Below are 26701 nucleotides of genomic sequence, written 5' to 3'. Positions count from 1 at the left end.
GAGATATGATGGCTATCATATAGAATGAGGTCAAGCCGAAATTGGAGACCTCAATATGGGTTACCCCCCCGAACACAAGCCGCAAACCCGCCAGCGGATCGTCGAATCGGCGCGTTATTTGTGGAAAGCCCACGGTTACGCCAACGTCACCATCAATCAGATCATGAAAGACGCAGGGCTCACCCGCGGCGGTTTTTACGCCCATTTCAAATCCAAGGACGACCTGTTCGCGGAGGCTGCGTTGGACACAGGCGTGATGGAACGTTACCGCGCTCTGGCGTCGGACCCGAACGTTTCGACGCGCGAAGTGTTTGAAGGTGTCTTGGACTATTATCTGTCGGCCGCGCACCGCGACAATCCGGCCGAAGGCTGCCCGCTGGTGGCGTTGTCGGAGGACGCATGGCGCTTGGGCGACGGTGTGCAGGACGCCTACAGCAAATTGACCGGACTGGCGGTGGAACAACTGAGCCAGGTTCTGGGCGGCGACCAAGCCTTGGCGCGTATGACGTTGTCGGCCATGGTCGGGGCGGTGCAACTGGCGCGTGGCGTACGGGACGAGGCGCAAAGCCTGGAGATATTGCACGCCACCAAAACAACATTGCTGAAATGCTGTGAACAGGCTTTGTCTTAAGCCAGCAGATCAACGACCAACTTGTGAATGAAGTTGTCGGGATCGTCGTACACCAGCTTGGTGGTGATCACCAACGACACCGTGACCAACAGCGGTTTGATCACCCGGGTGCCGTGCTTCATGGCGGTGTTGGCCCCCAGGCGGGCACCCAGCAATTGACCCACCGCCATCACCGCGGTGGGCACCCACACCACGTGCCCGGCAAAGGCGAAAAACAGGAACGACGAGAAGTTGGAGGTGAAGTTCACCACCTTGGTGTGCGCGGTGGCCTTGAGCATGTTGAAGCCCAGCACCGCGACGAACGCCAAGGCCCACAAACTGCCGGTACCGGGGCCGAAAAAGCCGTCGTAAAAACCCAGGCTGAGGCCGAAGATGAAATAAAACGGTTTTTGTTCCAGGTAGTGATGGCGGTCGACCTCGCCGATTTTGGGGCCGAACAGGAAATACATCGCCGCCGCGATGAGCAGGAACGGGATCACCTGGGTCATGATGTCCGACGCCAAAATCTGCACCGCCAACGTGCCGATGGCCGATCCGGTAAAGGTGAACGCGATGGCCCACTTCATATCGCGCAGATTGACGTGGCCTTTGCGGGCATAGGTCAGTGTGGCGGTGAACGACCCGAACATAGACGAGGCTTTGTTGGTGGCCAGCGCCGCGACCGGGTTGAGACCCGCCATCAACAACGCCGGTACGGTGATCAAACCACCGCCGCCGGCGATGGAATCGACGAACCCGCCCGCGAGGCCCGCCAAAAACAGCCAGCCCAAAATCTCAATCGTTAGGTTTTCCATGCAGCGCCTGCACATTTGATACCTGGGGAGGGCAGCAGCATAGGCGGCTTTTCGGCGCTGTGTATATACGCAAAAACAACCAGGGCCGCTTCGATCGCGAAGCGGCCCTGATGTGCGTGAATGCGTGACGCGTTACTCGGCCGCTTCGGTCTTCTGATAAATTTCGTGACCTTTTTCAGCGAACTCGGCGGATTTTTCGGCCATGCCTTTTTCCGCCGCGTCTTTCAGTTCGTGACTGATTTTCATCGAACAGAACTTCGGCCCGCACATGGAACAGAAGTGCGATTGCTTTGCACCTTCGGACGGCAGGGTTTCATCGTGGTATTCCATCGCCGTGTCGGGATCGAGGCCGAGGTGGAACTGGTCCTTCCAACGGAATTCGAACCGCGCGCGGCTGATGGCGTCGTCGCGCACGGCGGCACCGGGATGCCCCTTGGCCAGATCGGCAGCATGTGCGGCGAGCTTGTAGGTCACCACGCCGACTTTGACATCGTCGCGGTTGGGCAGGCCCAAGTGTTCTTTCGGCGTCACGTAACACAGCATTGCACAGCCGTACCAGCCGATCATCGCCGCGCCGATGGCGGATGTGATGTGATCGTAGCCCGGGGCAATGTCGGTCACCAACGGGCCAAGCGTGTAGAACGGGGCTTCGCCGCAGACTTCCAACTGCTTGTCCATGTTCTCTTTGATCTTGTGCATCGCCACGTGGCCGGGGCCTTCGATGAAGCACTGCACGTCTTTTGCGAAGCAGACTTTTTGCAACTCGCCCAAGGTTTCCAGTTCGGCAAACTGCGCGGCGTCGTTGGCATCAGCGGTCGATCCGGGGCGCAAGCCGTCGCCCAAGCTCAAACCAACGTCATATTGCGCACAGATGTCGCAGATTTCCTCGAAATGCTCATAAAGGAAGCTTTCCTTATGATAGGTCAGGCACCACTTGGCCATGATCGAACCGCCGCGCGAAACGATGCCGGTGGTGCGGTTGGCGGTCAGCGGAATGTGCGCCAAACGCACGCCCGCGTGGATGGTCCAGTAATCGACGCCTTGTTCAGCTTGCTCAATGAGGGTGTCGCGGAACATTTCCCACGTCAGGTCTTCGGCGACGCCGTTGGCTTTTTCCAGCGCTTGGTAAATTGGCACGGTGCCGATGGGCACGGGCGAATTGCGGATGATCCATTCCCGGATGTTGTGGATGTCGTTGCCGGTGCTGAGGTCCATCACGGTGTCGGCGCCCCAACGGGTCGACCACACCATTTTGTCGACCTCTTCACCGACCGAGCTGGTCACGGCGGAGTTGCCGATGTTGGCGTTGATCTTGGTCAGGAAGTTCCGGCCCAAGATCATCGGTTCCGATTCCGGATGGTTGATGTTGGCGGGCAGCACCGCGCGCCCGCGGGCAATCTCGTCGCGCACGAATTCAGGGGTGACGAAATCGGGCACTGATGCGCCGAAATCTTCACCGTCGCGGGCTTTGCCGGTGGCGGCTTTGCGGCCTTCGTTTTCACGAACGGCGACGTATTCCATTTCCGGGGTGATGATGCCGCGTTTGGCATAAGCCAGCTGAGACACGTTCTGTCCCGCTTTGGCGCGCAGCGGGCGGTGGTTGACGGCGGGGCATTCGGGCACGGTGGCTTTCTTGCCGTTGTCTTCCGGTTTCACTTCGCGCCCGTCATAAGCTTCGACGTCGCCGCGGGCCAAGATCCAATCTGCGCGCAGCGGGGCAAGGCCTTTGTTGATGTCGATGTCGACATTGGGGTCGGTGTAGGGACCGGACGGATCGTACACGATCACCGGTACCTCGCCGGACGACGGCTCCAACGGAATGGCGCGCATGGCGACCTTGAGGCCGCTTTCGGTCTCGACGTAGTGCTTGTGGGACCCTTGAATCGGTCCGGTGGTGACATTGATGGAACTGGTGTCGACTTTGGCGTCCATGACGGCCTCCGTTAAGATTTTGGAGATGCCGGTGGGAACAGAAGCTGGATGGGAAAAGTCGGCTTCCGTCCCTACGCCGGCATCACCCGGATCAGGTTCAAAGGGTGCTTCTCAGGCCTGCCATCGAAACAAAGCAGGCCGCCCCTCGGATGAGCTGAATCTGGGGTAGTCGAGCGCAAAGGTCAAGCATTGCTTCGGGGGGCGATGAAAAAAGCACGTACCAACCTGATTCGGAATTAAATAAAAAATATACACCCCGAGAACCTACCTTTGGTAGAGTTGGTCGGTTAACTACAGTCAAGTGGAGGTTGGCGTATGCCCGTAAGTATCGGAAACATCACGCTGTATATGGGGCCGCACACGTTGGGTGCGCCGGATGATCTGGAAGCAGCCATCGTTGGGTTTATAGGCGCGGCGAAAAACACCCTCGACATTGCGGTGCAGGAATTGGAATCGCGCCCCATCGCCGAAGCCGTGGTCGAGGCCCGTCGCCGCGGCGTCAAGGTTCGGATCGTCTTGGAAGGCGATTATCTGGTTGCCGACACGTTCAAGGCCGACCCCTTCAGTCCCGGCGGCAAACACGAACCCAACCGCGACTTGCATGCAGCCTTGTTGCGGGCCAGTTGCGAAGTCCGCACGGATTATAACGCCAACATCTTTCACCAGAAATTCATCGTGCGCGATCGCGCGGGCGGCCGTCGCGCACTGTTGACCGGGTCGACCAACTTCACCCCCACGGGCACTCACGCCAACCTCAACCATCTGGTCGAGGTCAAATCCGCACGGGTGCTGGAACAGTACGGCTTGGAATTCGACGAGATTTGGGATGGCACGTTCGGCAAGAACCGCCAACGCCATGACCCCAAACCGGGCTTGTTCACGGTGTCGAAGGTGAAGGTCAAGCCGCTGTTCGCCCCCGATCATTCCCCGGAAATGGAAATCATGAAACAGATGCTTAAGGCACGAAAACGCATCGATTTCGCCATTTTTACGTTTTCCAAATCATCGGGGATCGACGATGTCATGGCGGCATTGATTCGTACCGGCATGCCGGTGCGAGGGATCTTCGACCACGGCCAAGCCAAGGACTGGTCGCCGCTTAAGGATCTCAAGGCGATGGGCGGCGATTTATGGACCGCGCCGAAAAAGGCGGGTTTGAACAAGCTCCATCACAAGCTGATGGTTCTGGACGAGCAGGTCATGGTCGTCGGCAGCTTCAACTACACCGACCCGGCCAACAGGCTCAACGACGAAAACATCATCGTCATCGGCGATTTCGAGGAGCAGAATCCCGACGCCGTAAAGGAACAGAAAAAGCTGGCGAAATACGCGCTGAAGGAAATCGACCGCATGATCGAAGTTCACGGACAGCAGGCGTAATCACCCTTTAGGAGTTGCGCGCCATCACGGCGACGAAAAAGCCGTCGGTGCCATGACGATAGGGGGTCAGGCGCAGGTAAGGGCTCTCACCCATATCCGGGCATTCGACCTTTTTGAGGGTCTCCGCCCAGACGGTTTGGATGGGCAGCAGCTGGAAATTCGGATGACTTTCGAGGAAAGCCTCGACGCGCTGCTCATTTTCTTCCGCGAGCAACGAACAGGTGGCGTAAATCAGCCGTCCACCGGGTTTGACCAGCGGTGCGGCGTTGTTCAGAACGTCGCTTTGCATCGCCATCAGTTCGCTCAGGCGCTCTGAGGTCAGGCGCTTTTTTTGTTCCGGGTGGCGGCGCCACGTACCCGCGCCGGTGCACGGCGCGTCAACCAACACGCGGTCGAAGGTCCCCGCATGGTCCACGGCCCAGGTGTCGGTGTCGCTTAAGACGTGACGTTCGATTTTATCGCCTAGTTTTGCGCGGGCGAGACGCTTGTCCATACGTTCCAAGCGGGCGGCTTCGACGTCGGTTGCGACCAGCTTGCCGGAAGATTGGCCGTCGGTCAGGCCCAAGCGATCGGCGATTGCCAAAGTCTTGCCCCCCGCACCCGCGCAGTAGTCGAGCACATGCATGTTGGCTTTCGCGCCCACCAACAGGCTGAGAATTTGCGAGCCTTCGTCCTGAACTTCGACGAAGCCTTTGCGAAACGCGGTGGTGCGTCCGATGTCGGTATGCGCTTCAAGGCGCAGGCCCATTGGGGACAAGGGCGTTAGATCGGTTTTGATACCGCCCTTGGCGAGGGCCTGTTTCGCCTGATCGCGCGACACCCGGCCGAGCGCGACGCGCAGGTCCATCGGTGCGGGTTGGTTCAGCGCGGTCATTTCCGCCATGAAGGTTTCGCCAAACACCGGCTTGAGCTTGTCGGCCAGCCATTCGGGCAGTTCGACCTGGACGTGGCCGGGCATGGCCGGATCGTTGATCTGCTTGCCGGTGAGAACGTCGACCAGCAGCTGTTCGCTGTCGTTCAAGGGCGCGGGGCCGTGGGGAGAACCATCGAAGTTCGCCGCCGCGTCGCCGCCTTCGAGCACGATGGCGGCAAGCACACGGGTGCGCGCAGACTTCTCCGCATCGCCCAGATGCCAATCCAGGCGGTTGAGGGCGCGCAACACCCCATAGACCCGCTCGCGGATGGCGCGGCGGTCCTTGGAGCCGACGAAGCGGCGCGCCTGGAACCAGGCGCGCACGATATCGTCGGCGGGACGGCGTTCGTCGGTGATTTTGCCCAACAGGTAAATGGCGGCTTCGGTGCGAGCAGCAGGCAGCATGAGTGTTCTCCGGCGCTCGCAATCCGAGCCCATAAGGGTGAGTAAGCGCGACCGCCCGGCGCCTGAGGGGCTTTTTAAGATTCCGAGCGGTAGTTCGGGGCTTCGCGGGTGATGGTCACGTCATGCACATGGCTTTCGCGCAGACCGGCACCGGTGATGCGGCGGAACACGGCGCGGGCTTGCAGATCGGCAATGGTGCGCGATCCCGTGTAGCCCATGGAGGCGCGCAATCCGCCGACCATCTGGTGCACCACGGCGCCCACCGGGCCCTTGTACGCCACTCGGCCTTCGATGCCTTCGGGCACCAGCTTCAGGTTGTCCTGAACGTCGCCTTGGAAGTAACGATCTGCGGAACCCTTGGCCATCGCGCCCATGGAACCCATGCCGCGATAGGATTTATAGGAACGGCCTTGGTACAGGAATACCTCGCCGGGGCTTTCTTCGGTGCCCGCGAAGACAGAACCCATCATCACGCAGTTGGCGCCAGCGGCGAGAGCCTTGGCGATGTCGCCGGAATACTTGATGCCGCCGTCGGCGACCAGCGGGATGTTGTGCTTCCTGCACGCCTGAGCCGTTTCCATGATGGCGGACAGCTGCGGCACGCCGACACCCGCGACCATGCGCGTGGTGCAGATGGTGCCTGGGCCGATACCGACTTTGACCACGTCCGCACCGGCGGCGATCAACGCCTCGGCGGCTTCGGGCGTGGCGATGTTGCCGGCCATGACTTGGACGACGTTGGATGCGGACTTGATCGCGCGCACCGCATCGGCAACGCCTTTGGAATGGCCGTGCGCGGTGTCGATGACCAACAGGTCGACGCCCGCCGCGATCAGCGCTTCGGCGCGTTCGATGCCGGCCGGGCCAACGCCGGTTGCGGCGGCGACGCGCAAGCGGCCTTCGCCGTCCTTGCAGGCGTTGGGGTGTTCTTGTTCTTTTTGAATGTCGTTGACGGTGATGAGGCCGACGCAGCGGTCGTTATCGTCGACCACCAACAGCTTTTCGATACGGTGCTGGTGCAGCAGGCGCATGGCTTCGGCGCGTTCGACGCCGCCTTTGACCGTGACCAGTTCGCGGGTCATCAGTTCGCCGACCTTTTGCGAAGGATCCTGGGCGAAGCGCACGTCGCGGTTGGTGATGATGCCGAGCAATTTTTTGCTGCCGTCTTCGACCACCGGAATGCCGGAATAGCCGAACTGGTCTTTCAGCGCCATGACTTCGGCCAAGGTGGCGTCGGGCGAAATGGTCACGGGGTTGGCGACCATGCCGGCTTCGAAGGTTTTGACCTTGCGCACCTGCGCGGCCTGTTCGGCCACGTCGAGGTTTTTGTGGATCACGCCGATGCCGCCCAATTGCGCCATGGTGATCGCCATTTGGGTTTCCGTCACGGTGTCCATGGCTGCGGACAGCAGGGGAATGCCCATTTCAATGGTGTTGGTGAGCCGCGTGCGGGTGTCCGTTTGCGCGGGCAAAACGTCGGATTCCGCCGGGGTCAGCAGAACATCATCAAACGTTAGGGCTTCTTGAATTTGCATGCCACCTCCGGGTCACGAGTTGGCGCGTAATCATACAGATTAGCGCCCGCTTGCCAACCCTGATTCCGCACTGCGACATGGGTAAAAATTCAGGTCTATTTCAACGGCTGGATTTCAAACAACGGCCGATGAGTGTATAATAGGTAATCATGGAAACGGATCGCAGCTTTCTTTGAGAATTTTGCGAAGCAAGCTGACCGGATCTTGTAAGGAGAAAGGTCATGAAAGCGCGCAAAACCTGGATCCTGGTTGCGGATGGCGCCCGTGCCCGTATCGTCCAATGCGACGGTCCCGGCAAGGGGTTGGCATTGGCAATGAGCCATGACTTCGCGGCATCCCACGCCCCCACGCGCGACTTCGGCACCGATAAGCCGGGGCGCAGCCAGGGCGGTGGCGTTGGCGCACACCATGCCGTGGAGCCCAAGGTGGACTGGCATACTTATGAGAAGCACCTCTTCGCCGCCGAAATGGCGAAGACGTTGGAACAAGCGCATAGTCACCGCGCATTCGACGATTTGGTGCTTGTCGCACCGCCAAAGACCCTGGGCGATTTGCGTAAGGCGCTCGACGGTAAACTGGAGGGTTCTATCACCGCAGAGCTTGGTAAAGATCTTACGCATCTGACCATTCACGAGCTTGGCGACCACCTGGAAGACGTCGTGCGCCTATAAGCACGTGCGACGCCGCATCTCAGGCGAAAACGGGCCCCGCCTTCGGACGGGGCCTCGTTTTGTCCGCAGTTCTGTCGGCGGCCGCCATTGTCTGAGTCGGTGTTTGGCGCTATATCAGGACTAACGAACCCCGACACTGTTCAGGATAATAACGATGATCGCAAAACTTTTTCGCAGCGGCTTTGCCGCATTGGCCGTAGTGGCGCTGCTTGGCGTCAACGCGATGGGCGCCCACGCCGCAGATACGGTTGAGACCAAGGACCTGGTCGTGGGCACGGGGGATGCCGCTACCCTGCACTCCCAAGTTAAAGTGCACTACACCGGTTGGACCATGGACGGCAAAAAGTTCGATTCCAGTAAGGATCGCGGCGATCCGTTTTATTTCTATCTCGGCAATCGCGAAGTCATTCCCGGTTGGGAAATTGGCGTCGAGGGCATGAAGGTCGGCGGCAAGCGCGAGTTGATCATCCCGCCCGCGCTGGCTTACGGTGAGCGCGGTGTGCCCGGCGCGATTCCGCCCAATGCGACGCTGAAATTCGAAGTCGAACTGTTGGGTGTCAAAGCCCCCAACTACACCAGCATCGACAATACCAAGCTGAAAGAACTCATCGCGCGTGGCGTGCCGGTGGTGGATATCCGCCGTCCCGACGAATGGAAAGAAACCGGCGTCATCAAGGGCGCGCACCTGATCACCGCGTTCGGCGCGCGAGGCAACTTTGAAAAACCCTTCATTCCGGCCTTTAAGGAAGTCGCGGGTTTGGAAGACGAAGTGATCTTGATTTGCCGCACCGGCAGCCGCACCTCGGTTCTGTCGCAGGCCTTGGCCGATCAGATCGGCTACAAAAAGGTCTATAATGTGACCGACGGCATCACCAAATGGATCAAGGACGGCAACGCCGTCGTCAAACCGTGAGATAGGCCATGAGCGGTTGGGGCTGCCCCCACGAACTGCGGGGGCGATGCAAGCGGGTCAAGATGCGCGCCGTAATCGGCGAAGACGTCGATGAGGACGGGAACACCATGCCTGTGTGCGATCCGGGGATGAAGGGCTGCACGCTTTATGGTCGATACCGGTTCAGCAACGACGACAAGAACAAGCCGAAGAAAAAGACCGATGAGGCGGAGGATTGATCCTCCGCCTTTTTCTTAGTCCTGTTTGCGGCCTTTGAAGCCAATCGCCACCACGTACATTTCGGCGGAATCCGCCCGCGAGGCCGGTGGCTTGGCGTGTTTGACGGTTTTGAAGTGCTTTTTCATGGTGGCGAGCATTTCGCCTTCAGTGCCGCCCTGGAGAACTTTGGCGAGGAACAAGCCGCCGGGGCTCAACACCTCGATGGCGAAGTGCAGCGCCAGATCGCACAGCCCCATGATGCGCAGGTGATCGGTTGCGGTGTGTCCGGTGGCGTGCGCGGCCATATCGCTCATCACCACATCGGCTTCGCCGCCCAAGGCGTCTTTCAGCAGATCGGGTGCTTCGGGTGCGGTGAAATCTTGATGGAGCAGCGTGACCTCGGGCAGATCTTCCATTTCCTGGATGTCCAGGCCCACCACCTTGCCAAGGTGGCCGTTTTTGCCTTTGAGAACGATGCTGGCGGCCACTTGGCACCAGCCGCCGGGGGCCGCGCCCAAGTCGACCACCCGCGCGCCGGATTTTAGGAAGTGGAACTTTTCATCCAGTTCGATCAGCTTAAACGCGGCGCGTGAGCGATAGCCCTGGCGCTTGGCGTCGATCACGTAGGGGTCGTTCAGTTGGCGTTGCAGCCACAGTTTCGACGAATATTTGCGTCCCCGTGCGGTTTTGACCTTCTCGTGCTTCATACGCAAGGTGCCGGCGCCGGATTTACGTGAACTGGGCTTGTAGCCTCTGGGCGGTTTGGTCATCGGTGCGCACCCCGGGTGCAGGTGATTTCGTGACCGTCTTCCTGCATCAGATTCAGCAAGATGCCTTCGCGGATGCCGCGGTCGGCGACCACCAGGCTGCCCACCGGCCAACGACGGCAGACAGCGTCCAAAACCGCGCAACCCGCCATAATCAGGTCGCCGCGGCGCGGTCCGATGCACGGGTGCTGTAAACGTTGGTCGTGATCCATGGTGCCGAGATAGCTGACCACGTCGCAGATGTCGTCGAAACGCAGCGACAGGCCGTCGACACGCGAGCGGTCATAACGGCGCAATTGCAAGTGCATCGCGCCCAGCGTCGTTACGGTGCCCGATGTGCCGAGCATCTGCACCTCGCCTGAGGAAACGGCCTTGCTGATGCCGTTACGGGTGTCGAATTCACCCAGGCTGCGGTCGATCAGGTCGACGATTTCTTCGTAAGATTCACCGGCATTGGTGTGGCCTTCGAAATCTTCAGTCAGCGTCACCACGCCGTGGGGCAGGGAAATGACATCGCGCGCCTTGGGCCCGCCCGGGTGGCTGGCGTCGATCCACACCACTTCGGTGCTGCCGCCGCCGATGTCGAACACCAATGCGTTGGGGCGGCGCAAATCCAACAGCGGCGCGCAGCCGGTCAACGTCAATTCGGCCTCCTCCTGGGGGCTGATGGCTTCCAGGTCCAAGCAGGCTTCTTCCTTGACGCGAGCTACGAATTCTTCACCGTTTTCCGCCCTGCGGCAGGCTTCGGTTGCGACCGAGCGGATGCGCTGCACGCCACACGCCTTCATCTTGGCGTGGCAGACTTTGAGCGCGCTGACGGTGCGTTTGATGGCGTTTTCAGACAAACGTCCCTCGGCGGCGACACCTTCGCCCAGACGCACGATGCGCGAAAAACTATCGACGACGCGAAAGCTCTCCTTGAACGGCCGCGCGACCAGCATGCGACAGTTGTTGGTGCCCAGGTCGATGGCGGCGTAAGCCGGTGCAGGCCTTGTAAACAGGTCGCTTTTTACGTCTTCACGATTTGCCTGGGGGGTCGTCATGTCTATAGTCATAACTCTCGTAGGGGTTTGCTGTAGCGCACAATAGCGCAGGCTTCGCGTTCGTGCAAAGTTTCCGACACCAGACCGGGACGTGTTTTCCATACGGTGGCGGCATAAAGGGCCGAAATCTGCCCTTGCCTTTGCGGGCCGAGACGAATATATGTGCATCGTCTTCATGAGGCTCACCGCTTACAGGGCTTCGAGGGCATCCCTGGTGGGGAATCGTTCAATGGTAGGACAGCGGTCTCTGACACCGTCAATCCTGGTTCGAGTCCAGGTTCCCCAGCCACTTAAAACCCAAGAATCGCAAGGTTCTTGGGTTTTTGTTTGCAGATTGCGACGCGATATTTCTCGAAACTCAGGAACGCCCTCGGTTGCGATGGTAATTGGAAGTACAGCATGAACTCAGAACCGTTTCCCTATACAGGCGTGCTTGCACCAGCCAATGCGGCGGCCGTGATCTTGGTGTCGGAAGATGGACGCTATCTCATGCAGCGACGTGACGATATCCGTGGCATTTTTTACCCGGGCCATTTGGGCGTTTTCGGCGGCGCGTGCGATGGCGACGAAACCTACGAACAGGCCGCAGTGCGGGAACTGGAAGAAGAGCTGTCGTTGTCCTTGGCGGGACGTTTGAAGTATTTCACCCGAATGTCGTTCAGTTTCGAGCCGTTCGGTTTCGGCACCGTCGAACGGGTATACTATACGGCCACGCTAACAGATCAGGAAATCGCCGCCATCAGACTTGGCGAAGGGCAGGGCCTGGAATTGATTGAAGCTGCACACATGCTGCGTAACGAGCGAGTTGCTCCATATGATTCCTTCGTCTTGTGGCAGCACTGCAATGTCCACAATTCAAAGGTGCGATAGATTCTCTAGCGGGTATTTCCATTCCGGCTGATTTGCGCTTCATCCCACAGGCGCGAACCCTGAAACTCATCCTGCAAGGTTTGCCATAGGTGTTCGCGTACCGGTGCGACGGATGGGTCGTCGAACCGGTCGTGCTGTTCATAGGGATCGTCGAGCAGGTTGTAGAGGAATGTCCTGCCGGCTTTGGCGTACCACGCCAGTTTCCAACGATCCGTCCGTACGCCAAGGCAGAAAAATGGATCGAGTTTGTATTCGTACGTAAAATGCGCACGCGGCGGTGTTCCCGATTGCGTTTCTCTCCCGCCTTCGAACGCTTGAAGCGCGACCCCTTCCATTTCGGGTGGCTGGTGGATACCACAGGCGGTCAAAATCGTCGGCGCCACGTCTATGTTGAGCACTGGGTGACTGCGAATTCCTTGTGCACAGCGGTCGCCACTCTCGGAATTGCGTGGGTATTTGACGATCATCGGGATGCGGATGGATTCCTCGAACATCAGCCATTTTCCGGTAAGGCCGTGTTCTCCCAACAAAAAGCCATTATCGGACAGAAACACGATCAAGGTGTTGTCAAGGTCGCCGCGTTGCTCAAGCGCGTCGAGAATCCGCCCGATTGCTCGGTCCATGCCCGTGATGAGGCGATAATAGCCTTTGGTGAAGCGTTGGTTCTTTTCCGCGTCGGTATGGCGACGTTCGAACATCGTGCGCGACCATTGCTCATCCATGAACGGAGGCAGGCCATCGGCAAAAATCGAGGAGTAATGCGGCGGCACAGGAATGTCCATGTTGCTGTAGACGTGCGCCAATTCGGCGTCGAACGGCATTTCATCCGCAGCCTGATTGCTTTGTGCGTGCGGCGCCCAAAAGCTGACGGTCAAGCAATATGGTGTCGGCTCTGCGCTTTCCTTGAGAAAACGGATCGCGGAATCCGCATGATAATCAGTCAGGTGCTGATCGCGCTTTTCCGCCGGGTAATAGTGGCCGAGGTTTTGAAAGCCATCGAAATAATCGAAACGAGCCTGCCCGGGGACATCGCCAACCCCCCACTTGCCGATGAAGCCGGTTCGGTATCCCTCCGACTTGAGGCGCTGGTGATAGGTTCGCGCCATCTGCGATGCGGTGAACGGTGTGTTGAAACCCCAGATGCCATGTGTGCTGGCTTTTTGACCCAGCATGATGCTGGCGCGACTGGTGGGACACACGGATGTCGTCACAAAGGCGTTGTTGTATAGTGTGCCGTTGACTGTCGCCAAGCGGTCGAGGTTCGGCGTTTGAATAATGCGATGACCTGCGACGCCCATCAAATCCCAACGCATGTCGTCGGCGATCAGCACAATGACGTTGGGGCGGGCGGCCGGTTTTTCTTTGCCAGCGTGGGGTCCAGGCATGACCGCACGGGTTGCTGCGGCACCAATGGCGATGCCCCCCAAACCCATCAGAAGATCGCGCCGGGTTACGGTCATTTCAAGTGATCCTTAGGCTTGAGGGGGCTTTGGGGAAATTGTGAAAAGTCAAAATATTTCATAAGCGTTTCGGCGATGACCGTGGACGCGATCTGGGAACCGGTTCCGGTCAGATGGATGGCGTCGAAGAGGTTTTCTGTATTCGGCGCAATCTCGGCCTGAAGATCGATCAGTGGTACGTTGAGATCGCGTGCGGTCTCGCGGATAACGTCGTTGAGGCGGACATACCCTGCGCGGAATTCGCCATAATCGATCCCGGTAATGGCTTTGCGCGCCATGAAGTCGCGGATCGAGGCTGGGGTATGTTCATCCAAGCGTTCGGGCCAGCGGTGCGGTTGGGTCATCAACACAGGTTCGATCTGCCAAGAACGCGCCGCACTGACGAAGGTCGTTAAAGCGCTGCGGAAATCGTGTTCGATCTGCACCATATCCAATGCTTTAGCGACGCCCCAGCGTCGCCGTTGTGCATCTTCACCGAAAACGGTAGATTGTGCAGAGCCGCCCATCAGGTTTGCAGAGACCAGATTGAGCCGCGCGGTGAGATTGGGAATCAAACTCACCATCGCCGTATCCAGAAGTTGCCGTGCGGCTTGCGAAACGGAAAGAGAAGACGGCAAAAAAGTTCCGCTATGTGGCAATTCGTAAACGAGAGAGCGTTCTGGGTGATCGTTCCAATAGGATTTTTCGTGATAGAGCACGGCGTAGTCGTTGATGTTGTGCATCAAGATTGCCACATCGGGATGGTGTTCAAGCACGGCGTTTAAAAAGATGTTCACCGAGTGCAAGGTGACGTTGCCGCTGCGTGCGGCGTTGATGGCGTTGACCGTGTGCCCTGTGCGCTGTTCGAGCAGCTGAGCCGTTCCGTAGTGAAAGCGTTGCGCGGGCTTCATGAAGAAATTTTCGGTGGTCGAGCCACCTAAAAAGGCCAGCGTCAGGTCGGCGTTTAGATGTTCCAAGCCGGGACGGATAAAGCCGAAGCCGTCCGTATCCATGACGTATTCGCCAGCCGCAAGGCTATCGGATCGATTTTTGAGGTAATCTTCGTTGGGACTGTAGACACGATGTTCAAGCGGCGGCTGCATGCGCAAGCGGATCGCGCGTTGCTTCAGGTCTTGGGCAGACGATGCATCGCCAAGCTGCGTCGTTTGGACCGGTCGCTGGCCAGGTATCCAATCACGATCCAGCGCGAACTCAACGGCCGCGATGACGCTCACGCAGCTCACCAAGGTCAGACTGGCGTTGATAAGACGATCACGCCATTTCACGCCAGCATGTTTGGTCAGCACTTAATCTCCTCAATGCAAAATTCGTCGCGGCCCTGAAGATCAGAACGGTCCCTTGAATGATGGATCGGGGATGTCGAGGAACTGATCTGGCGTAATCGTATCAAAAGGATCGCCGCTCTCAATGCCTTGGGTCCGCAATGCGGCATTCACGATGTGGTTCACCGTCGGATAGTAATAGTTCGACAATGCCCGGGTGGTCGGGGTCGGGCAATCGGGCAAGGTGATGCGGATCGGTGGAGATTTCAGATCCCCAAATGCCTTTTCCGTCACTCGGGCCATGATTTCCGCTGCGAACCCAGTCGTCATGGAACCTTGGTCGCAGACAACCAAGTGCCCCGTTTTTTTGACGGACTCAAGGATGGGCGCATCGTCGAGTGGGGTGAGTGTGCGCAAATCGATGATTTCTGCAGAGATGTTTTGCGCCTGCAAAGCCTCGCGCGCCTTGATGCACTCGATCACATTGTAGGAAGACGCGACCAACGTGACATCATCGCCCTTGCTGACGACGTTAGGTTTACCCAGCGGGATGCTGTAGTAGCCCTCGGGCACAGCGCCGACAACGTTGTGCAGCCAGCGGTGTTCGATAAAGACGACGGGATTGTCGTCTTCAATGCTGGCGATCAAAAGACCTTTTGCGTCATAGGGAGTCGACGGCATCACGACCTTGAGGCCCGGCGTGTGGGTGAACCAGGCATGCAGACTTTGTGAGTGCTGCGGCCCTTGCCCCCAGCCGCGACCGACGATCATGCGAATGGTCATGGGGATGCGCGACTGGCCGCCGAACATGTAGTGCCATTTGGCAGCCTGATTGCAAATCTGATCCATAGCGGGCATAGCGAACTCGACGCGCATGTGGCTCATCACGGGGCGCATGCCGGCAATCGCCGAGCCCAGCGCGATGCCGGTCATCGCATTTTCGGCGATAGGCATATCTTGGACGCGTTTGGGGCCATACTTATTGACCAGATCCTTGGTGGTGCCAAAGACCCCGATGGGGTCGGGCACGCCCAGGCCGATCAGATAGACTTTTGGATCTTTTTCGAGACAGACATCCTGCGCTTCATTGATCGCTTGGGCATACGTAATGTGACGTGCGGTATCGTTAGACATATCTATCCCCTCAGGATGCGTAAATATTGGCCATCAGTTGAGAACGGTCCGGGAAGGGACTGTTTTTTGCAAAATCGAAAGCAGTGTCGATTTCCGCATCGATCTCGGCTTGCATGGCGTCGATTTCTTCCTTGGTGATATGTCCTTCATTCAGCATTTTTTCTTGGTACAGCTTAACCGGGCAGCGCGATACCCAGTGGTCGAATTCGCCCTCGGGGCGGTAGTCGAGGTGAAGGTCTTGTCGCGGTCCGCAATGTTCAAGCCAGCGGTAGGTCGCCAATTCCAGTAGCACAGGGCCTTGACCCGATCGCACATGGTCGATCAATTCGCCCGCGACAGCGTATACTTTTTCAACCTCTTGGCCGTCTTCGGCCACGGCCTTGAGGCCGTGGGTTTCGGCAAGCTGGGCAATGGTGCGCTCTTGAGGTTGGCGCATTTCCAAAGGCGTGTTGACGGAATAGAGGTTGTTTTCACAGACGAAGACGACGGGCAGCTTGTGCACCGAAGCAAAGTTGAGACTCTCGTGAAACACCCCGGTTTCCGTGGCGCCGTCACCGAAGAAAACGGCTGTCAAAGCAGATTCGTCCTGAATGTAACGGCCGAACGACGCACCGACACCGATCGGAATGGTGCTGCCGACGATGGGGACGCAGCCGATGAAGTTCACGGAAAAATCAACCAGGTGCATAGATCCACCCTTGCCACCCGCGCAACCCGTTTCCTTGCCGTAAAGTTCGGCCATCATTTTGGGAAGGCTGCCGCCTTTGCACAGATAGTGGGCGTGGGAACGGTGTGCACTGATGGTGTAATCCTCTGGCCGCAGATGAGCGCAAACCCCCACAGCAGCGGCTTCCTGGCCGATGCTGAAGTGCGTGGGGCACCGCATTTCGTTCTCGCCATACTTGTCGATGATGCGATTTTCAATCGCGCGTACACGTAATAACGATCTGAATAAATCTTTGCGGAGTTCATTGTTCATCGTGTGTCGGACTCAAATTGTTGGTAGGTGGCTAACTGTGTCTCAGCGCAGTCGAGGGGCGGAGAGTAAGGCATTTCTCGTGAATCGGGTAAACTATTACATATCAATCGTCCCAAAACCAAGAAGCATTATTCTCAGGCGGGAGCCCGGATATATTAGGGATGAAGGGCCGTAACGTCATGAAATGAAGGTCGGTCAAGATCTCTTTCCAGGACAATTGCTTCGTCTTGTGAAATGGGCCAGTCGATGCCGAGTGCCGGGTCGTTCCAAGCAAGCCCCACGGCATGTTCAGGCGCGAACCCGGCGCCGAGCTTAAAGACGACATCGGTATTTTCTTCAAGCGTGCAGTAGCAGTGTGCATAGTGGCCGGGCACGAAGATTTGATCCCATTCCCCGGCTACCAGCTCGATTGCAATATGCTGACCGAACGTTGGCGAGCTTTTGCGTACGTCGACATTGACGTCAAGCATACGTCCGCGCACAACACGGATGAGCTTGGCTTGTGAATGTGGAGGCAACTGATAATGAAATCCGCGCACCGTTGCCGTGTGCGGAGACACGCAATGGTTTTCGTGAAGCACATCGAATTTGATGCCGAGGCTATCGAAGAATTCTTTATTGTAGGTCGGTGCGACGGAGCCACGAATGTCAGACCTTACCGGAGAGCGGAATGTCAGGATGTCTGGAAAGTCATGGTGACGAACCTCCAATCCCTCGACTACAGTTCCGGGTTTGGACGTGGCCGCGATCGTATTCATTGCGTAACTATCTTTCAGACCTAGCGTTTGCGTGCAAAAACGGCGAAAGCTTATGCTTAATAAGGCTTGTGCCGCAATAGTATGAATATATGGTTTTAGAGTTTGTGATTTACAGGTGAAAGTATACCCGTGACCTTATTGGATAGAGTTTTAGATTGTAACAATGCAACGCTCAATGATTTCATCCCTTTGTGCGTACGCGGTCAGACGGTGGGGTGGGTCAGCGAAGAGTTTTCGCACCGATTGCTGCAAGAGGCACCACTCATCATCCGGGAAAACGGCAGCATCGTGATTCAGGGAGGAGACCGGGATTACGACGCGCTGTCGAGCGCTGTCGACGAGGCCTTATTTCGGATTTATTCTCGCGATAACCATGGATTTGGAAAATGGTGCGGAGAGCGAACCCCGGTTGTCGCCGCGATGGGGCAGCAGCCCTTGTTCGAAGTCGAACGCGCCGCCTTGCCGACTTTGGGGATCATTTCCAACGGCGTGCATCTGAATGGGTTTGTGGGTGAAGGGGCCGATTTGTCCATGTGGGTGTCGCGTCGGGGCGCGCATTTGGCGTCACAGCCCAACTTGCTGGACCAGATCGTTGCGGGCTTTTTGCCGGTTGGGGGCTCGACGATGGACAAGCTATGTGAAGAGGCTGACGAAGAAGCCGGGATTCCTCAAGAATTGATGAGAATGGCCCAACCGACCGGGGGAGTGACGTTTTTGCAGTTGACCGATGTCGGCGTGCGCAAGGGGTTCGTTTTCACATACGATCTACGGCTGCCCTCTGATTTCGTGCCTCACAACAAAGACGGAGAAGTTGGCGAGTTCTTGTTGCTGAAGCCACGGGAGGTGTTGGACATGCTTGCCTCCGGGCCTTGTTTCAAGTTCGACAGCGCATTGGTTGCGATTGACTTTATGATGCGCAGAGGCTTTGTGCCGCCCGAGCACAATGAGTACGCCACCATCGTTACGGGGTTGCGTGGCGTGGGGGTCTAAGAGGGTTTGGGAAATACACGGTTAAGCCGTATTGTTGTTGCGGTGCATTCAGAAATCAGTATAAATCCACTAGATCATTATCAAGAGTGATCTAAAGCACAATATTCCAAGGCTTTCAGGGGTTCCTTTGTCTCACGATTCTCATAGTTTTGAAAATTTTCATAGAGATGATGATGTTAAGGTCGGATCAGAACGCAGCTTTGGTTTTGTCTTCACGGTCTTGTTTCTTATCATCGGCTTATGGCCTCTTTTCCATGATGGCGTAATCCGCTTTTGGGCCATTGGCATCGCTGGGGGCTTTGCCCTTGTCTCCTTGGCGACCCCAGCGCTGTTAAAGCCGTTGAATGTGATTTGGTTCAAGTTCGGCTTGTTGCTTCACAAAATCGTTAATCCGATAGTGATGGGGTTGATGTTTTTCCTTGTGATGACGCCGATCGCCTTGCTCATGAAGATTCTTGGGAAAGTGACCTTCTATCGCCATTTCGACGCGGATGCGCAGACATATTGGATTGAACGCGCTCCTCCCGGACCAGAACCACAATCTATGAAAAATCAATTCTAAGGATATGTAATGTCTTTCCTTGCAGAACTCTGGGCTTTTATGAGGGCTCGTAAGAAATTTTGGTTGATGCCGATCATCATTATGTTCGTCGTGTTCGGTGGTCTGCTGATTTTTGCAAAGGGCTCTGCGGTCGCTCCCTTTATTTACACCGTTTTCTAAGGAGGGGTGTAAATGCGCATTCTAGGGATCTCCGCGTTCTATCACGACAGTGCTGCGGCGCTGATCGAGGATGGGCAAATCGTTGCCGCCGCTCAAGAAGAGCGGTTTACACGCAAAAAGCACGATGCAGAGTTCCCGGAAAATGCCGTCGCGTATTGCTTGGAGGAAGCCGGCATCACGCTTGAAGACGTCGATTTTGTTGCTTTTTATGACAAGCCGTTCCTGAAATTCGAGCGTTTGCTGGAAACTTATCTGTCCTTTGCGCCTAAGGGTTTTAAGTCCTTTCAAATGGCAATGCCGGTATGGCTGAAGGAAAAGCTGTTTCAAAAGGACATGCTGCGTAAGAAGTTCCAGGCGTTTGACGCGAATTTCGACTGGATGAACAAGCTGTTGTTTGCGGAACATCATCAGTCGCATGCGGCCAGCGCCTTTTATCCGTCGCCGTTCGACGAGGCCGTGGTGTTGACCATGGATGGTGTCGGCGAATGGACCACCACCTCGGTCGCCATCGGTTCGGGCAATAAGCTCGAAATGACCAAGGAAATTCATTTCCCGCACTCGCTGGGGCTGCTTTACTCGGCGTTTACCTATTACACCGGCTTTCGGGTCAACTCCGGTGAGTATAAGGTTATGGGGTTGGCGCCTTATGGCGAACCAAAGTATGCGCAAACCATTCTCGATCACATTATCGATGTGAAGGAAGATGGTTCGTTCCGTCTCGACCAGGACTATTTCGATTACTGCACGGGCCTGACGATGACCAACGGCAAGTTTGCCGATCTCTTTGGTGGACCTGCGCGCAAAGCCGAAGAGCAATTGACACAGCGCCATATGGACCTTGCGGCTTCGGTCCAGGCCGTAACGGAAGAAATCGTCTTGCGCATGACGCGTTCTCTCGCCAAGGAAACGGGTGCGAAGAATTTGTGTTTGGCGGGCGGCGTTGCACTCAATTGCGTCGCCAATGGCAAAATTCTGCGTGACGGTGCGTTTGAAAACGTTTGGGTTCAGCCCGCAGCCGGCGACGCCGGTGGTGCGTTGGGCGCGGCGTTGGCAGCATATTACGGTTATCAAGGTCAACCGCGCACGCTCTCGACTGAAGCGGCGCCTCGCGACGCGATGAAGGGCTCCTATGTTGGGCCCTCTTTCGAGCAAGCGGATATTGAACGACGCTTAAAAGACGTCGGCGCAGTGTTCGAGGTTCTCGATGAACCGGCTATGATCGATACCGTCGCTCAAGGCCTGGCCGATGAGAAGGCCGTCGGCTGGTTCCAGGGCCGTATGGAGTTTGGCCCGCGGGCGCTGGGTGGGCGTTCCATCCTGGGCGATCCGCGTTCACCGAGCATGCAAAAGACCTTGAACCTGAAGGTGAAATATCGCGAAAGTTTTCGTCCCTTCGCGCCGTCGATCCTGCGCGAAGACGTCGGTACGTGGTTCGAACACACCACCGACAGTCCGTACATGCTGATGGTCGCGCCGGTTCTGGAAAAACACCGTCTGGCCATGACGGCGGAACAAGAAGCCTTGTTCGGCATTGAGAAGCTAAATGTGCCGCGTTCGTCCATCCCGGCCATCACGCACGTCGATTACTCGGCACGCATTCAGACGGTGCATGCGGATACCAATCCGCGCTATCACGCCTTGATTTCCAAGTTCAAGGATTTGACCGGTTGTCCCGTGGTGGTCAATACCAGTTTCAACGTCCGCGGCGAGCCGATTGTATGCACGCCCGAAGATGCCTTCCGGTGTTTCATGGGAACGGAATTGGACATGTTGGCCGTAGGCAACTGCGTGTTGCGCAAAGAAGACCAGGATGCCGGTTTGAAGCTCGATTATAAAAACGCGTTCGATCTGGATTAATGGACGCTACTGACGGACTGTAGGCGCATTGTGCACCCAGATTAGTGTGCAGAATTTTCCGCGTTAAGCAGTATGCGGATTCTCGGCCACAGCTTATTTGCCGTTGCGCGGGCGAAAATATCATGGCCTTGCCTGTTGAAATGACCGTCGTGTTGCCAGTACATGTCGGACGGGCGTAGGTCGTATTCTGATAATAAATTTTGGATTTCAGGCCTGACATCCAAGAGGGCAACCCGGGCGTCGGCAGCCGGTTGGCGCGCAACGTTGAAACTTTCAGGCAAAGGCGGCGTTTCTTGCCTGGGCGGCACGGGAATGACCACGAACTCCGCCCCCACTTTTTTTACGACCTCGTGCATTTGTGCGAACAACTTATCAATCCCGATGGGGATATCTTTAGCCACGACGGGCTTGGCCCACTCCACATTAATATTGGGTGCGAAGTGGAGATAAAAATTTAGGGCCTGAACCGTATACAGAGAGCGATAGATCTGGGTGAGAAACGTCGAAGGATATTTCTGGTCGATCGTTTCTTTGAGGCCCGCCACTTGATGATCGAATTGAAAGCCCAACACAAAGTCCTTATAGCAAGAATAGTGTATGGTCTTCCGCCAATTATCTCCGACGTCATTGAAGAAGAACGCCAACACCACCAGATCGGGTTTTAGCTTGTGTACCCATTCCTTCATCAGCTTGAGGTGGATGTCCGTGCCGGTCCCGCCAAGTCCCAAATTTATGACTTCAATAGAACGCGTTGCGGCATGCGGCATGCGCCTTGCCATAAGTTCGCGTTCCAATTTTTGGGTCCAGCCATCTTCAACGGGGACTTCAACGCCGGCGGTGAAGGAATCTCCAAATGCTAGGATGCGTATGGGGCGGGGGTAAGCATCCGTTGTTTCGAGCACCGCTTTTCGATCAAGATCGTGAAATCCGATATCGTTGATCTTGACGACGTTGTTGATTTCATGGAAACGCACGGTGCGACCGATGGCGCCAGCTTTGAAGCGATAACCCAATTGATCGTCATAGGCAAAAATGCATGGCTGGTATTGATATCCCGTGAGGGGGACCGGCTCCACCACCCTGAGCATACCTTCAAGGAATGCCAATGCTGTGAGGATATTCAGCAAGATGATCAAGGGGAGATTGAGGTGCCGCATCATACCTTGTCGTTAATCGCACCATCCAAAATGGCCGCCGACGTCACTTTTGACAATGGTTTCGGCTTTCCGCAGCTGTTGCGGAGAAAAGGCCGTTTTCCATTCGTCCGTCAGTCCGCGGCGAAAATGTTGTCCACCGTCCTTGCTGGGAATTTTGCTCCAATCGAACGCGCTCTGATCGATTTGAAAGTGCGCAAGCAGGGCTTCGATAAAGGTGTTCGGGTCAGAGACAAAATTTTCGAATGTCGTCATGAGAATATTCAGGCCATAGCTATTGCTTTGCGAGGCCTTGAGCCAACCGTCGGTCCATTCGATCAATTGTGGCAGGTGGGTCTCAATCTGGTAGTCGAGCTTGCGCGAAAAATCCCATGTGAAATAGTCGTCTGGCAATGCGGGATTGACGGATTCCAAACCCAGAACGCAATCGGGCTGGCTGTCGCGGAGGCCGTAGAACTTGTCCAGGTGATGAGTCCACGACAATGTCGCTTGACGCGGGTCGCGTACATGCACGGCCATATGAGATAATCGGTTGGCGATGAAACGTAGATTGATGTCCTTGGCAGGAACGTGTTGCTGACAAACGGCATTGCCCTTGGCCAAGACGTCCAGCTTGCTGCGGATGATCAGGTCGTCAGGGAACAGGCAGACCGCGATTTTCATTTCTGGAATCGTCAAGCCCATGCCCAGCCAACGGGAAATGTAGATGCTGCCGGATTTGGGCATGGTGTTAAGGAAGATGCCGGGCAAATGGGCTGCGCGCGGGCGCTCGCTTTGCGAGACGAGATTTAGGACGCAGGCGGCTTCCAACGTTGAACGTGTGGTCGATTGGCGGGTCAGTCTATGTGCGTCGGCAACGGCGTAAATTTCCACGTGTCCATCGTCGTATTCAAGAACATAGACACCGTCGCTGCGCAACGTGGCGATACCCCGATACGCGTGTTCATACGTGTTGCCCGTGAAATCGCGGTACACGGACGTCGCCGTGACGTGACCATTGGACGTGATGACGAACCCGCCGCCGGTTAGCAAGCGGCTGTCCGCATCGGGTAAGCTTTCGCCCTGGTCTGGATTTTGAACAACCCACGTGCCTGCTATTTCTAACGATGGAGCGGCGGAGGGCGGCGCGTCATTTGAGGGCATTGCAAGGCTCGTCGACTAAATGGATTGAAGTGCTGGATGACCGGTCTGGGGTGGCGGTCAGAACGATATCAATCGAATGTATTTTCCAGTTTACCGAAAACTCAATTTTTTCACCCAGTTTCTGAGCGTGGACACCTTTGGTTCCGCGACCGTGCTTGCTGGCTGGAGGGCGGGAGCGGGTTGGGGCGGAATGTCGGGCGTTAGAATGGGCTTGTTGTGGGCGCTGCGCCAAGCGTTTCGTACCCGCGTGCCGATCTCCTCAAAACGCGGATCCATGTGGCCGTACAACACCGGCAAGCTGGCCTTCAAACACGGTCCACATAGGTCGTGATTGTGTTTCATCTCCTGGATGTCTGCGAACGAATGTTCGAGATAGTTGCAAAGGATATTGCTGTCCTTTCCCGAGGCCGCACAACACAGCATGACGTTGCCTTTTACGTCCATCGTCATCATTTCGTCTTGTAAGGAACAAGAAGAGAGATTGTGCGATGACGACACCGATACGGCTTCTCTGGTTTCCAACGCGAGGCGGTCGAAAATACCCAGGTCGGCATCGTTAAGGGTTGTGCCGGTGAATTTCGGATCGATGTAGGCCAGCACCTTTTCGACAGGCATCATGTAGGCCCATGCAGACACGAATCTGAAGCCGAGGATTTCGGAAAACCGCTTCATCATTTCTTCGTCTTCTTGGTTGTCGACGTATTTGTGGAAGAACACTTCGATATCCGTCGTCGCACCGCACCGATCGCGGCTTTCGGCAAGCAAGACCATGTTCTGCTTAACGTCTTCGATGTCGCCACCGACATGGGCTTTGACATAGGTGTCTTGATCAAAACCGGACACGGAAACGCGCAACCAATCCGGCTTGGCGGCGAACAGTTCATCGGGTTCACGCAGGACATTCAGATTGGTGCTCAAAGCGCACCACTGATCGTAACTTTTTACGACACGGATCAAATCAGGCAGGTGCGGATTGAGGAACGGTTCGGTCCAGTTGTATAGGCCGACGCTGGTCAGCTTCATCTCCGCCAGCGCTTTTTCCAAAATGGTCGCGAGCAATTCCGGAGTCAACAAGCCTTTGGTCGAGGTGTTGTTGCCTTCGATGTTGCCGACCGCGCAAGACGGGCAGCGCAGATTACAGTGACTGAACGAGTCGATGTAAAGATTGATGCTGGGCCTGGAGCCTTCTGGCTGGAGCCAGGGAGATTGTTCAATGCGTTCTTTGAGTTCGGGTTGCACTCAAAAATCCTCTAAATAGGGTTGCCTCGAATAGGCCGCATGGGGCCTTGCGCGCAAAGACACAGTGTATTCAATTTCCATCACTTGTGCGAACGTATCCATTGCGAATAAGCACATTGGCCACGACATCGGCATAAAATTCCATTCCTGCAAGCGATGGATGGTGATCTGATGGGAAGCTGCCAGAATACCGTTCCGGATTTTTAACCGGGCGCTGTTCGACGTAATCGAGCGTATCATAGGTCCGCCCGTCGTTCAAAGCACGCAGGCTTTGTAAAAGCGCCTTGTCTTGGTCGGAGGCAATAAATTCGGCGTCGGCTTTCAATTCGGGATATATGGCAAAATGCACGGCAATCCAAGGGATGCCCAGTTGCTTCATGGTGTCGACACTTTGCTTCAACCGTTCGTCTTGGCGAAAGTCACGCATCTTGTGGCGCGGGTTTTGGGACGGTTGCGCTTGGGCAAAGTTCGTGTGGAACGCGTTGCCATGTACAAGGCGGTCAAACAGGAAAGACTGGTTCATACTGAACAAATCCGCACGCAACGAAGATCGCTCACGGCTCTCGACATAAAGCTCTTCGAGCTCCCTTACGATCGGGTCGTTGGTAGCTTTATCCGCCATTCTCGCCTGACACCATTCCTTGGTCGCCTTGGGATGCATGATGGCCGTATCCGTCGCCATCGTATAATCGGGATTGGGGTCGGCGATCATCGTCGTCATGATCCGGTCTTTGCCGTTGAGAACCGTTTTTGTACGCCAAAAGCGGTCGCGGGTTAGGTCGTCGGTGATGAAGGCGAACACCACTATGTCGGGCTTCCATTCGGCGACTTTAGCTTTGGCTTGGTCGAACATGTGCAACAGACCGGTGCCATCGCGGCCAAAATTTACGACGTGCACGGATGTGCCGAGCTGTTTTTCAAGCTTGTCTTGGAGATAGTTCGGCCACGCGACGACGGTGCCGTCTTGTTGTTTGCGCTGTTGCGCCGTCCAGGAATCGCCGAAAACAAGCACCTTCAATTTGGCGCTGTCGTAATCGCCTTTGATGCGTCCAATGTTTCCACGCTCGTTGGTGGTCCAATCCCAGCAACTGACGACACGCCCATCCGTAATGTTGCCGCCATCGAAAACGCCAGGAGGGTATGAATAGCCAAATTCGCGATCGAACAGCCAGGGGCTATCGTTGAAATACCAAACCGAAGGATGCTCACCCTTTTGCACCGGTTGGATAAATTTTTCAGGCTGCGTGGCATTGAGATAAAAGCGATAGCCAAACTCAGAAACAACAGTGCTGAAAATCAAGCTGAAGACGATCAGCAAGGTGTTTGCGATCTTGGAATCGGAATTGTTCAATGCAGTGCCTCTGTGCGCTTGGGGTGATGGTGGATGGGCGGCCACCGACAAGGGAGGCGATCCTTCCCGTTTAATGCCTATGCGACAAGTGCACCCTTAATAAGACATATGTACCGTCAATAGAAGGTACCTTTGATCACAGCGTTGCCTTGGTATTGACCATCGGCGGAATAGAAATGCATGCCGTCGACTTTAACGTTCGAGGTGCCAATGTTTTCACCGCTGGGACCGAAATAGTGGCGTCCAATGAATTTTTTGACGGTCAAATTGCCAAGATAGTTGCCTTGGTCGCCGTAAAATTCCATCCCGCCGTCTTTGAGCATCACGGATCCGGCATAATTGCGATTGTTTTTTGCATCGACGCTCATGAGGTGGATTTCTTTTTCGCGTGTGTCGCTGGATTCCAGTACCAACGTACCCTTGTCGTCGAAAACCTTCATAATAAAGTATTCGATGATGCTGTTGCCAAGATATTTGCCGTTGCCGCTATAATAGCTGGCATCGTTGACGCTTAAGGCAATGTCGAGTGCAACTTTTACAGGTAAGAAATGATCCATGGGGCGATCCTGTCATTTAAATCAAAATTTGGCGTGTATTCACC

26 protein-coding genes, 1 tRNA gene and 1 riboswitch are annotated in these 26701 nt (G+C 56.2%); of the genes, 11 read left to right on the top strand and 16 right to left on the bottom strand.

All coding sequences use genetic code 11. From position 1 onward, the window contains the following. The first annotated feature begins 55 nt into the window (after positions 1–55). Complete coding sequence (locus VIN96_RS13525; protein ID WP_331896787.1) at positions 56–631, top strand: TetR/AcrR family transcriptional regulator; 576 nt, start codon at positions 56–58, stop codon at positions 629–631. Here the strand turns inward: VIN96_RS13525 and VIN96_RS13520 are convergent. Then, positions 628–1425 carry a TSUP family transporter gene (locus VIN96_RS13520; RefSeq protein ID WP_331896785.1) on the bottom strand — a complete coding sequence of 266 codons (798 nt, stop codon included), beginning with the start codon at positions 1423–1425 and terminating at the stop codon, positions 628–630. The two genes, VIN96_RS13525 and VIN96_RS13520, sit on opposite strands and share 4 nt — an antisense overlap. A gap of 132 nt (positions 1426–1557) precedes the next feature. Further along, entirely contained in the window at positions 1558–3357 is a 1800-nt protein-coding gene (gene thiC / locus VIN96_RS13515; protein ID WP_331896783.1) for a phosphomethylpyrimidine synthase ThiC, read from the bottom strand. Between the two features lie 51 nt (positions 3358–3408). Further along, positions 3409–3513, bottom strand: a riboswitch (TPP riboswitch). 159 nt (positions 3514–3672) lie between these two features. Here thiC and VIN96_RS13510 point away from each other — a divergent pair. Next, entirely contained in the window at positions 3673–4737 is a 1065-nt protein-coding gene (locus VIN96_RS13510) for a phospholipase D-like domain-containing protein (RefSeq protein ID WP_331896782.1), read from the top strand. A gap of 7 nt (positions 4738–4744) precedes the next feature. Here the strand turns inward: VIN96_RS13510 and VIN96_RS13505 are convergent, their stop codons facing one another. Next, the gene (locus tag VIN96_RS13505; protein WP_331896781.1) at positions 4745–6055 is read right to left on the bottom strand and encodes an RsmB/NOP family class I SAM-dependent RNA methyltransferase; all 1311 of its coding nucleotides are present in this window, start codon (positions 6053–6055) and stop codon (positions 4745–4747) included. A gap of 74 nt (positions 6056–6129) precedes the next feature. Next, positions 6130–7590, bottom strand: coding sequence for an IMP dehydrogenase (gene guaB / locus VIN96_RS13500; protein WP_331896779.1), 1461 nt, complete (start codon positions 7588–7590; stop codon positions 6130–6132). Between the two features lie 221 nt (positions 7591–7811). On the opposite strand from guaB, the gene VIN96_RS13495 reads away from it, so the two are divergent. The 3 genes from VIN96_RS13495 (at position 7812) to VIN96_RS13485 (ending at position 9392) form a co-directional block, all read left to right on the top strand. Continuing rightward, a complete protein-coding gene (locus tag VIN96_RS13495) occupies positions 7812–8261 on the top strand; it encodes a host attachment protein (protein WP_331896777.1) in 450 nt (149 codons plus the stop codon). Between the two features lie 154 nt (positions 8262–8415). Continuing rightward, positions 8416–9174 (top strand): FKBP-type peptidyl-prolyl cis-trans isomerase, encoded by a 759-nt coding sequence (locus tag VIN96_RS13490; protein WP_331896775.1) that lies wholly within the window; start codon positions 8416–8418, stop codon positions 9172–9174. An 8-nt stretch (positions 9175–9182) separates the two neighbouring features. Next, positions 9183–9392, top strand: coding sequence for a hypothetical protein (locus VIN96_RS13485; protein ID WP_331896773.1), 210 nt, complete (start codon positions 9183–9185; stop codon positions 9390–9392). 15 nt (positions 9393–9407) lie between these two features. Here the strand turns inward: VIN96_RS13485 and VIN96_RS13480 are convergent, their stop codons facing one another. Then, positions 9408–10079 (bottom strand): RlmE family RNA methyltransferase, encoded by a 672-nt coding sequence (locus VIN96_RS13480; RefSeq protein ID WP_331896982.1) that lies wholly within the window; start codon positions 10077–10079, stop codon positions 9408–9410. 59 nt (positions 10080–10138) lie between these two features. Then, positions 10139–11182: a Ppx/GppA phosphatase family protein gene (locus VIN96_RS13475; protein ID WP_331896772.1), complete on the bottom strand. Its 1044-nt coding sequence runs from the start codon at positions 11180–11182 to the stop codon at positions 10139–10141. A gap of 215 nt (positions 11183–11397) precedes the next feature. Between VIN96_RS13475 and VIN96_RS13470 the strand changes: the two genes are divergently transcribed. Together VIN96_RS13470 and VIN96_RS13465 are read left to right on the top strand one after the other, a co-directional pair. Beyond that, a tRNA-Gln gene (locus VIN96_RS13470) sits at positions 11398–11471 on the top strand. A 110-nt stretch (positions 11472–11581) separates the two neighbouring features. Next, the gene (locus VIN96_RS13465; RefSeq protein WP_331896771.1) at positions 11582–12052 is read left to right on the top strand and encodes an NUDIX domain-containing protein; all 471 of its coding nucleotides are present in this window, start codon (positions 11582–11584) and stop codon (positions 12050–12052) included. Positions 12053–12057: 5 nt separating this feature from the next. Here VIN96_RS13465 and VIN96_RS13460 read toward each other — a convergent pair whose 3' ends face one another. From VIN96_RS13460 to VIN96_RS13440, 5 genes are all read right to left on the bottom strand, one after another. Further along, positions 12058–13512 carry a sulfatase-like hydrolase/transferase gene (locus VIN96_RS13460; protein ID WP_331896770.1) on the bottom strand — a complete coding sequence of 485 codons (1455 nt, stop codon included), beginning with the start codon at positions 13510–13512 and terminating at the stop codon, positions 12058–12060. Next, complete coding sequence (locus tag VIN96_RS13455; protein ID WP_331896769.1) at positions 13509–14798, bottom strand: SGNH/GDSL hydrolase family protein; 1290 nt, start codon at positions 14796–14798, stop codon at positions 13509–13511. The genes VIN96_RS13460 and VIN96_RS13455 overlap by 4 nt, the downstream gene beginning before the upstream one ends. A gap of 39 nt (positions 14799–14837) precedes the next feature. After that, positions 14838–15908, bottom strand: a complete 1071-nt coding sequence (locus VIN96_RS13450; protein WP_331896767.1) for an alpha-ketoacid dehydrogenase subunit beta — start codon at positions 15906–15908, stop codon at positions 14838–14840. Between the two features lie 10 nt (positions 15909–15918). Continuing rightward, complete coding sequence (locus VIN96_RS13445; RefSeq protein WP_331896765.1) at positions 15919–16887, bottom strand: thiamine pyrophosphate-dependent dehydrogenase E1 component subunit alpha; 969 nt, start codon at positions 16885–16887, stop codon at positions 15919–15921. Between the two features lie 155 nt (positions 16888–17042). Then, entirely contained in the window at positions 17043–17645 is a 603-nt protein-coding gene (locus VIN96_RS13440; RefSeq protein ID WP_331896763.1) for a dTDP-4-dehydrorhamnose 3,5-epimerase family protein, read from the bottom strand. 129 nt (positions 17646–17774) lie between these two features. Here VIN96_RS13440 and VIN96_RS13435 point away from each other — a divergent pair, with 129 nt between their 5' ends. From VIN96_RS13435 to VIN96_RS13420, 4 genes are all read left to right on the top strand, one after another. Next, positions 17775–18635 carry an NUDIX hydrolase gene (locus VIN96_RS13435; RefSeq protein ID WP_331896761.1) on the top strand — a complete coding sequence of 287 codons (861 nt, stop codon included), beginning with the start codon at positions 17775–17777 and terminating at the stop codon, positions 18633–18635. 127 nt (positions 18636–18762) lie between these two features. Continuing rightward, positions 18763–19197 carry an SxtJ family membrane protein gene (locus tag VIN96_RS13430; RefSeq protein ID WP_331896759.1) on the top strand — a complete coding sequence of 145 codons (435 nt, stop codon included), beginning with the start codon at positions 18763–18765 and terminating at the stop codon, positions 19195–19197. Between the two features lie 9 nt (positions 19198–19206). Continuing rightward, positions 19207–19356 carry a DUF5989 family protein gene (locus tag VIN96_RS13425; protein ID WP_331896757.1) on the top strand — a complete coding sequence of 50 codons (150 nt, stop codon included), beginning with the start codon at positions 19207–19209 and terminating at the stop codon, positions 19354–19356. 12 nt (positions 19357–19368) lie between these two features. Next, positions 19369–21213, top strand: coding sequence for a carbamoyltransferase (locus VIN96_RS13420; RefSeq protein WP_331896756.1), 1845 nt, complete (start codon positions 19369–19371; stop codon positions 21211–21213). 41 nt (positions 21214–21254) lie between these two features. On the opposite strand, the gene VIN96_RS13415 is transcribed toward VIN96_RS13420, so the two are convergent. From VIN96_RS13415 to VIN96_RS13395, 5 genes are all read right to left on the bottom strand, one after another. Further along, a complete protein-coding gene (locus VIN96_RS13415) occupies positions 21255–22373 on the bottom strand; it encodes an SGNH/GDSL hydrolase family protein (RefSeq protein WP_331896755.1) in 1119 nt (372 codons plus the stop codon). A gap of 9 nt (positions 22374–22382) precedes the next feature. Then, positions 22383–23510: a hypothetical protein gene (locus VIN96_RS13410; protein ID WP_331896754.1), complete on the bottom strand. Its 1128-nt coding sequence runs from the start codon at positions 23508–23510 to the stop codon at positions 22383–22385. Positions 23511–23600: 90 nt separating this feature from the next. Next, positions 23601–24749, bottom strand: coding sequence for a radical SAM protein (locus VIN96_RS13405; RefSeq protein WP_331896752.1), 1149 nt, complete (start codon positions 24747–24749; stop codon positions 23601–23603). Between the two features lie 70 nt (positions 24750–24819). Continuing rightward, positions 24820–26100: an SGNH/GDSL hydrolase family protein gene (locus tag VIN96_RS13400; protein WP_331896750.1), complete on the bottom strand. Its 1281-nt coding sequence runs from the start codon at positions 26098–26100 to the stop codon at positions 24820–24822. 116 nt (positions 26101–26216) lie between these two features. Continuing rightward, the gene (locus tag VIN96_RS13395; RefSeq protein ID WP_331896749.1) at positions 26217–26657 is read right to left on the bottom strand and encodes a hypothetical protein; all 441 of its coding nucleotides are present in this window, start codon (positions 26655–26657) and stop codon (positions 26217–26219) included. Positions 26658–26701: the final 44 nt, after the last annotated feature.

The sequence above is a fragment of the Magnetovibrio sp. genome, from assembly GCF_036568125.1.
GTDB lineage: Bacteria > Pseudomonadota > Alphaproteobacteria > Rhodospirillales > Magnetovibrionaceae > Magnetovibrio.
This window is presented reverse-complemented; position numbering and strand designations above follow the sequence as displayed.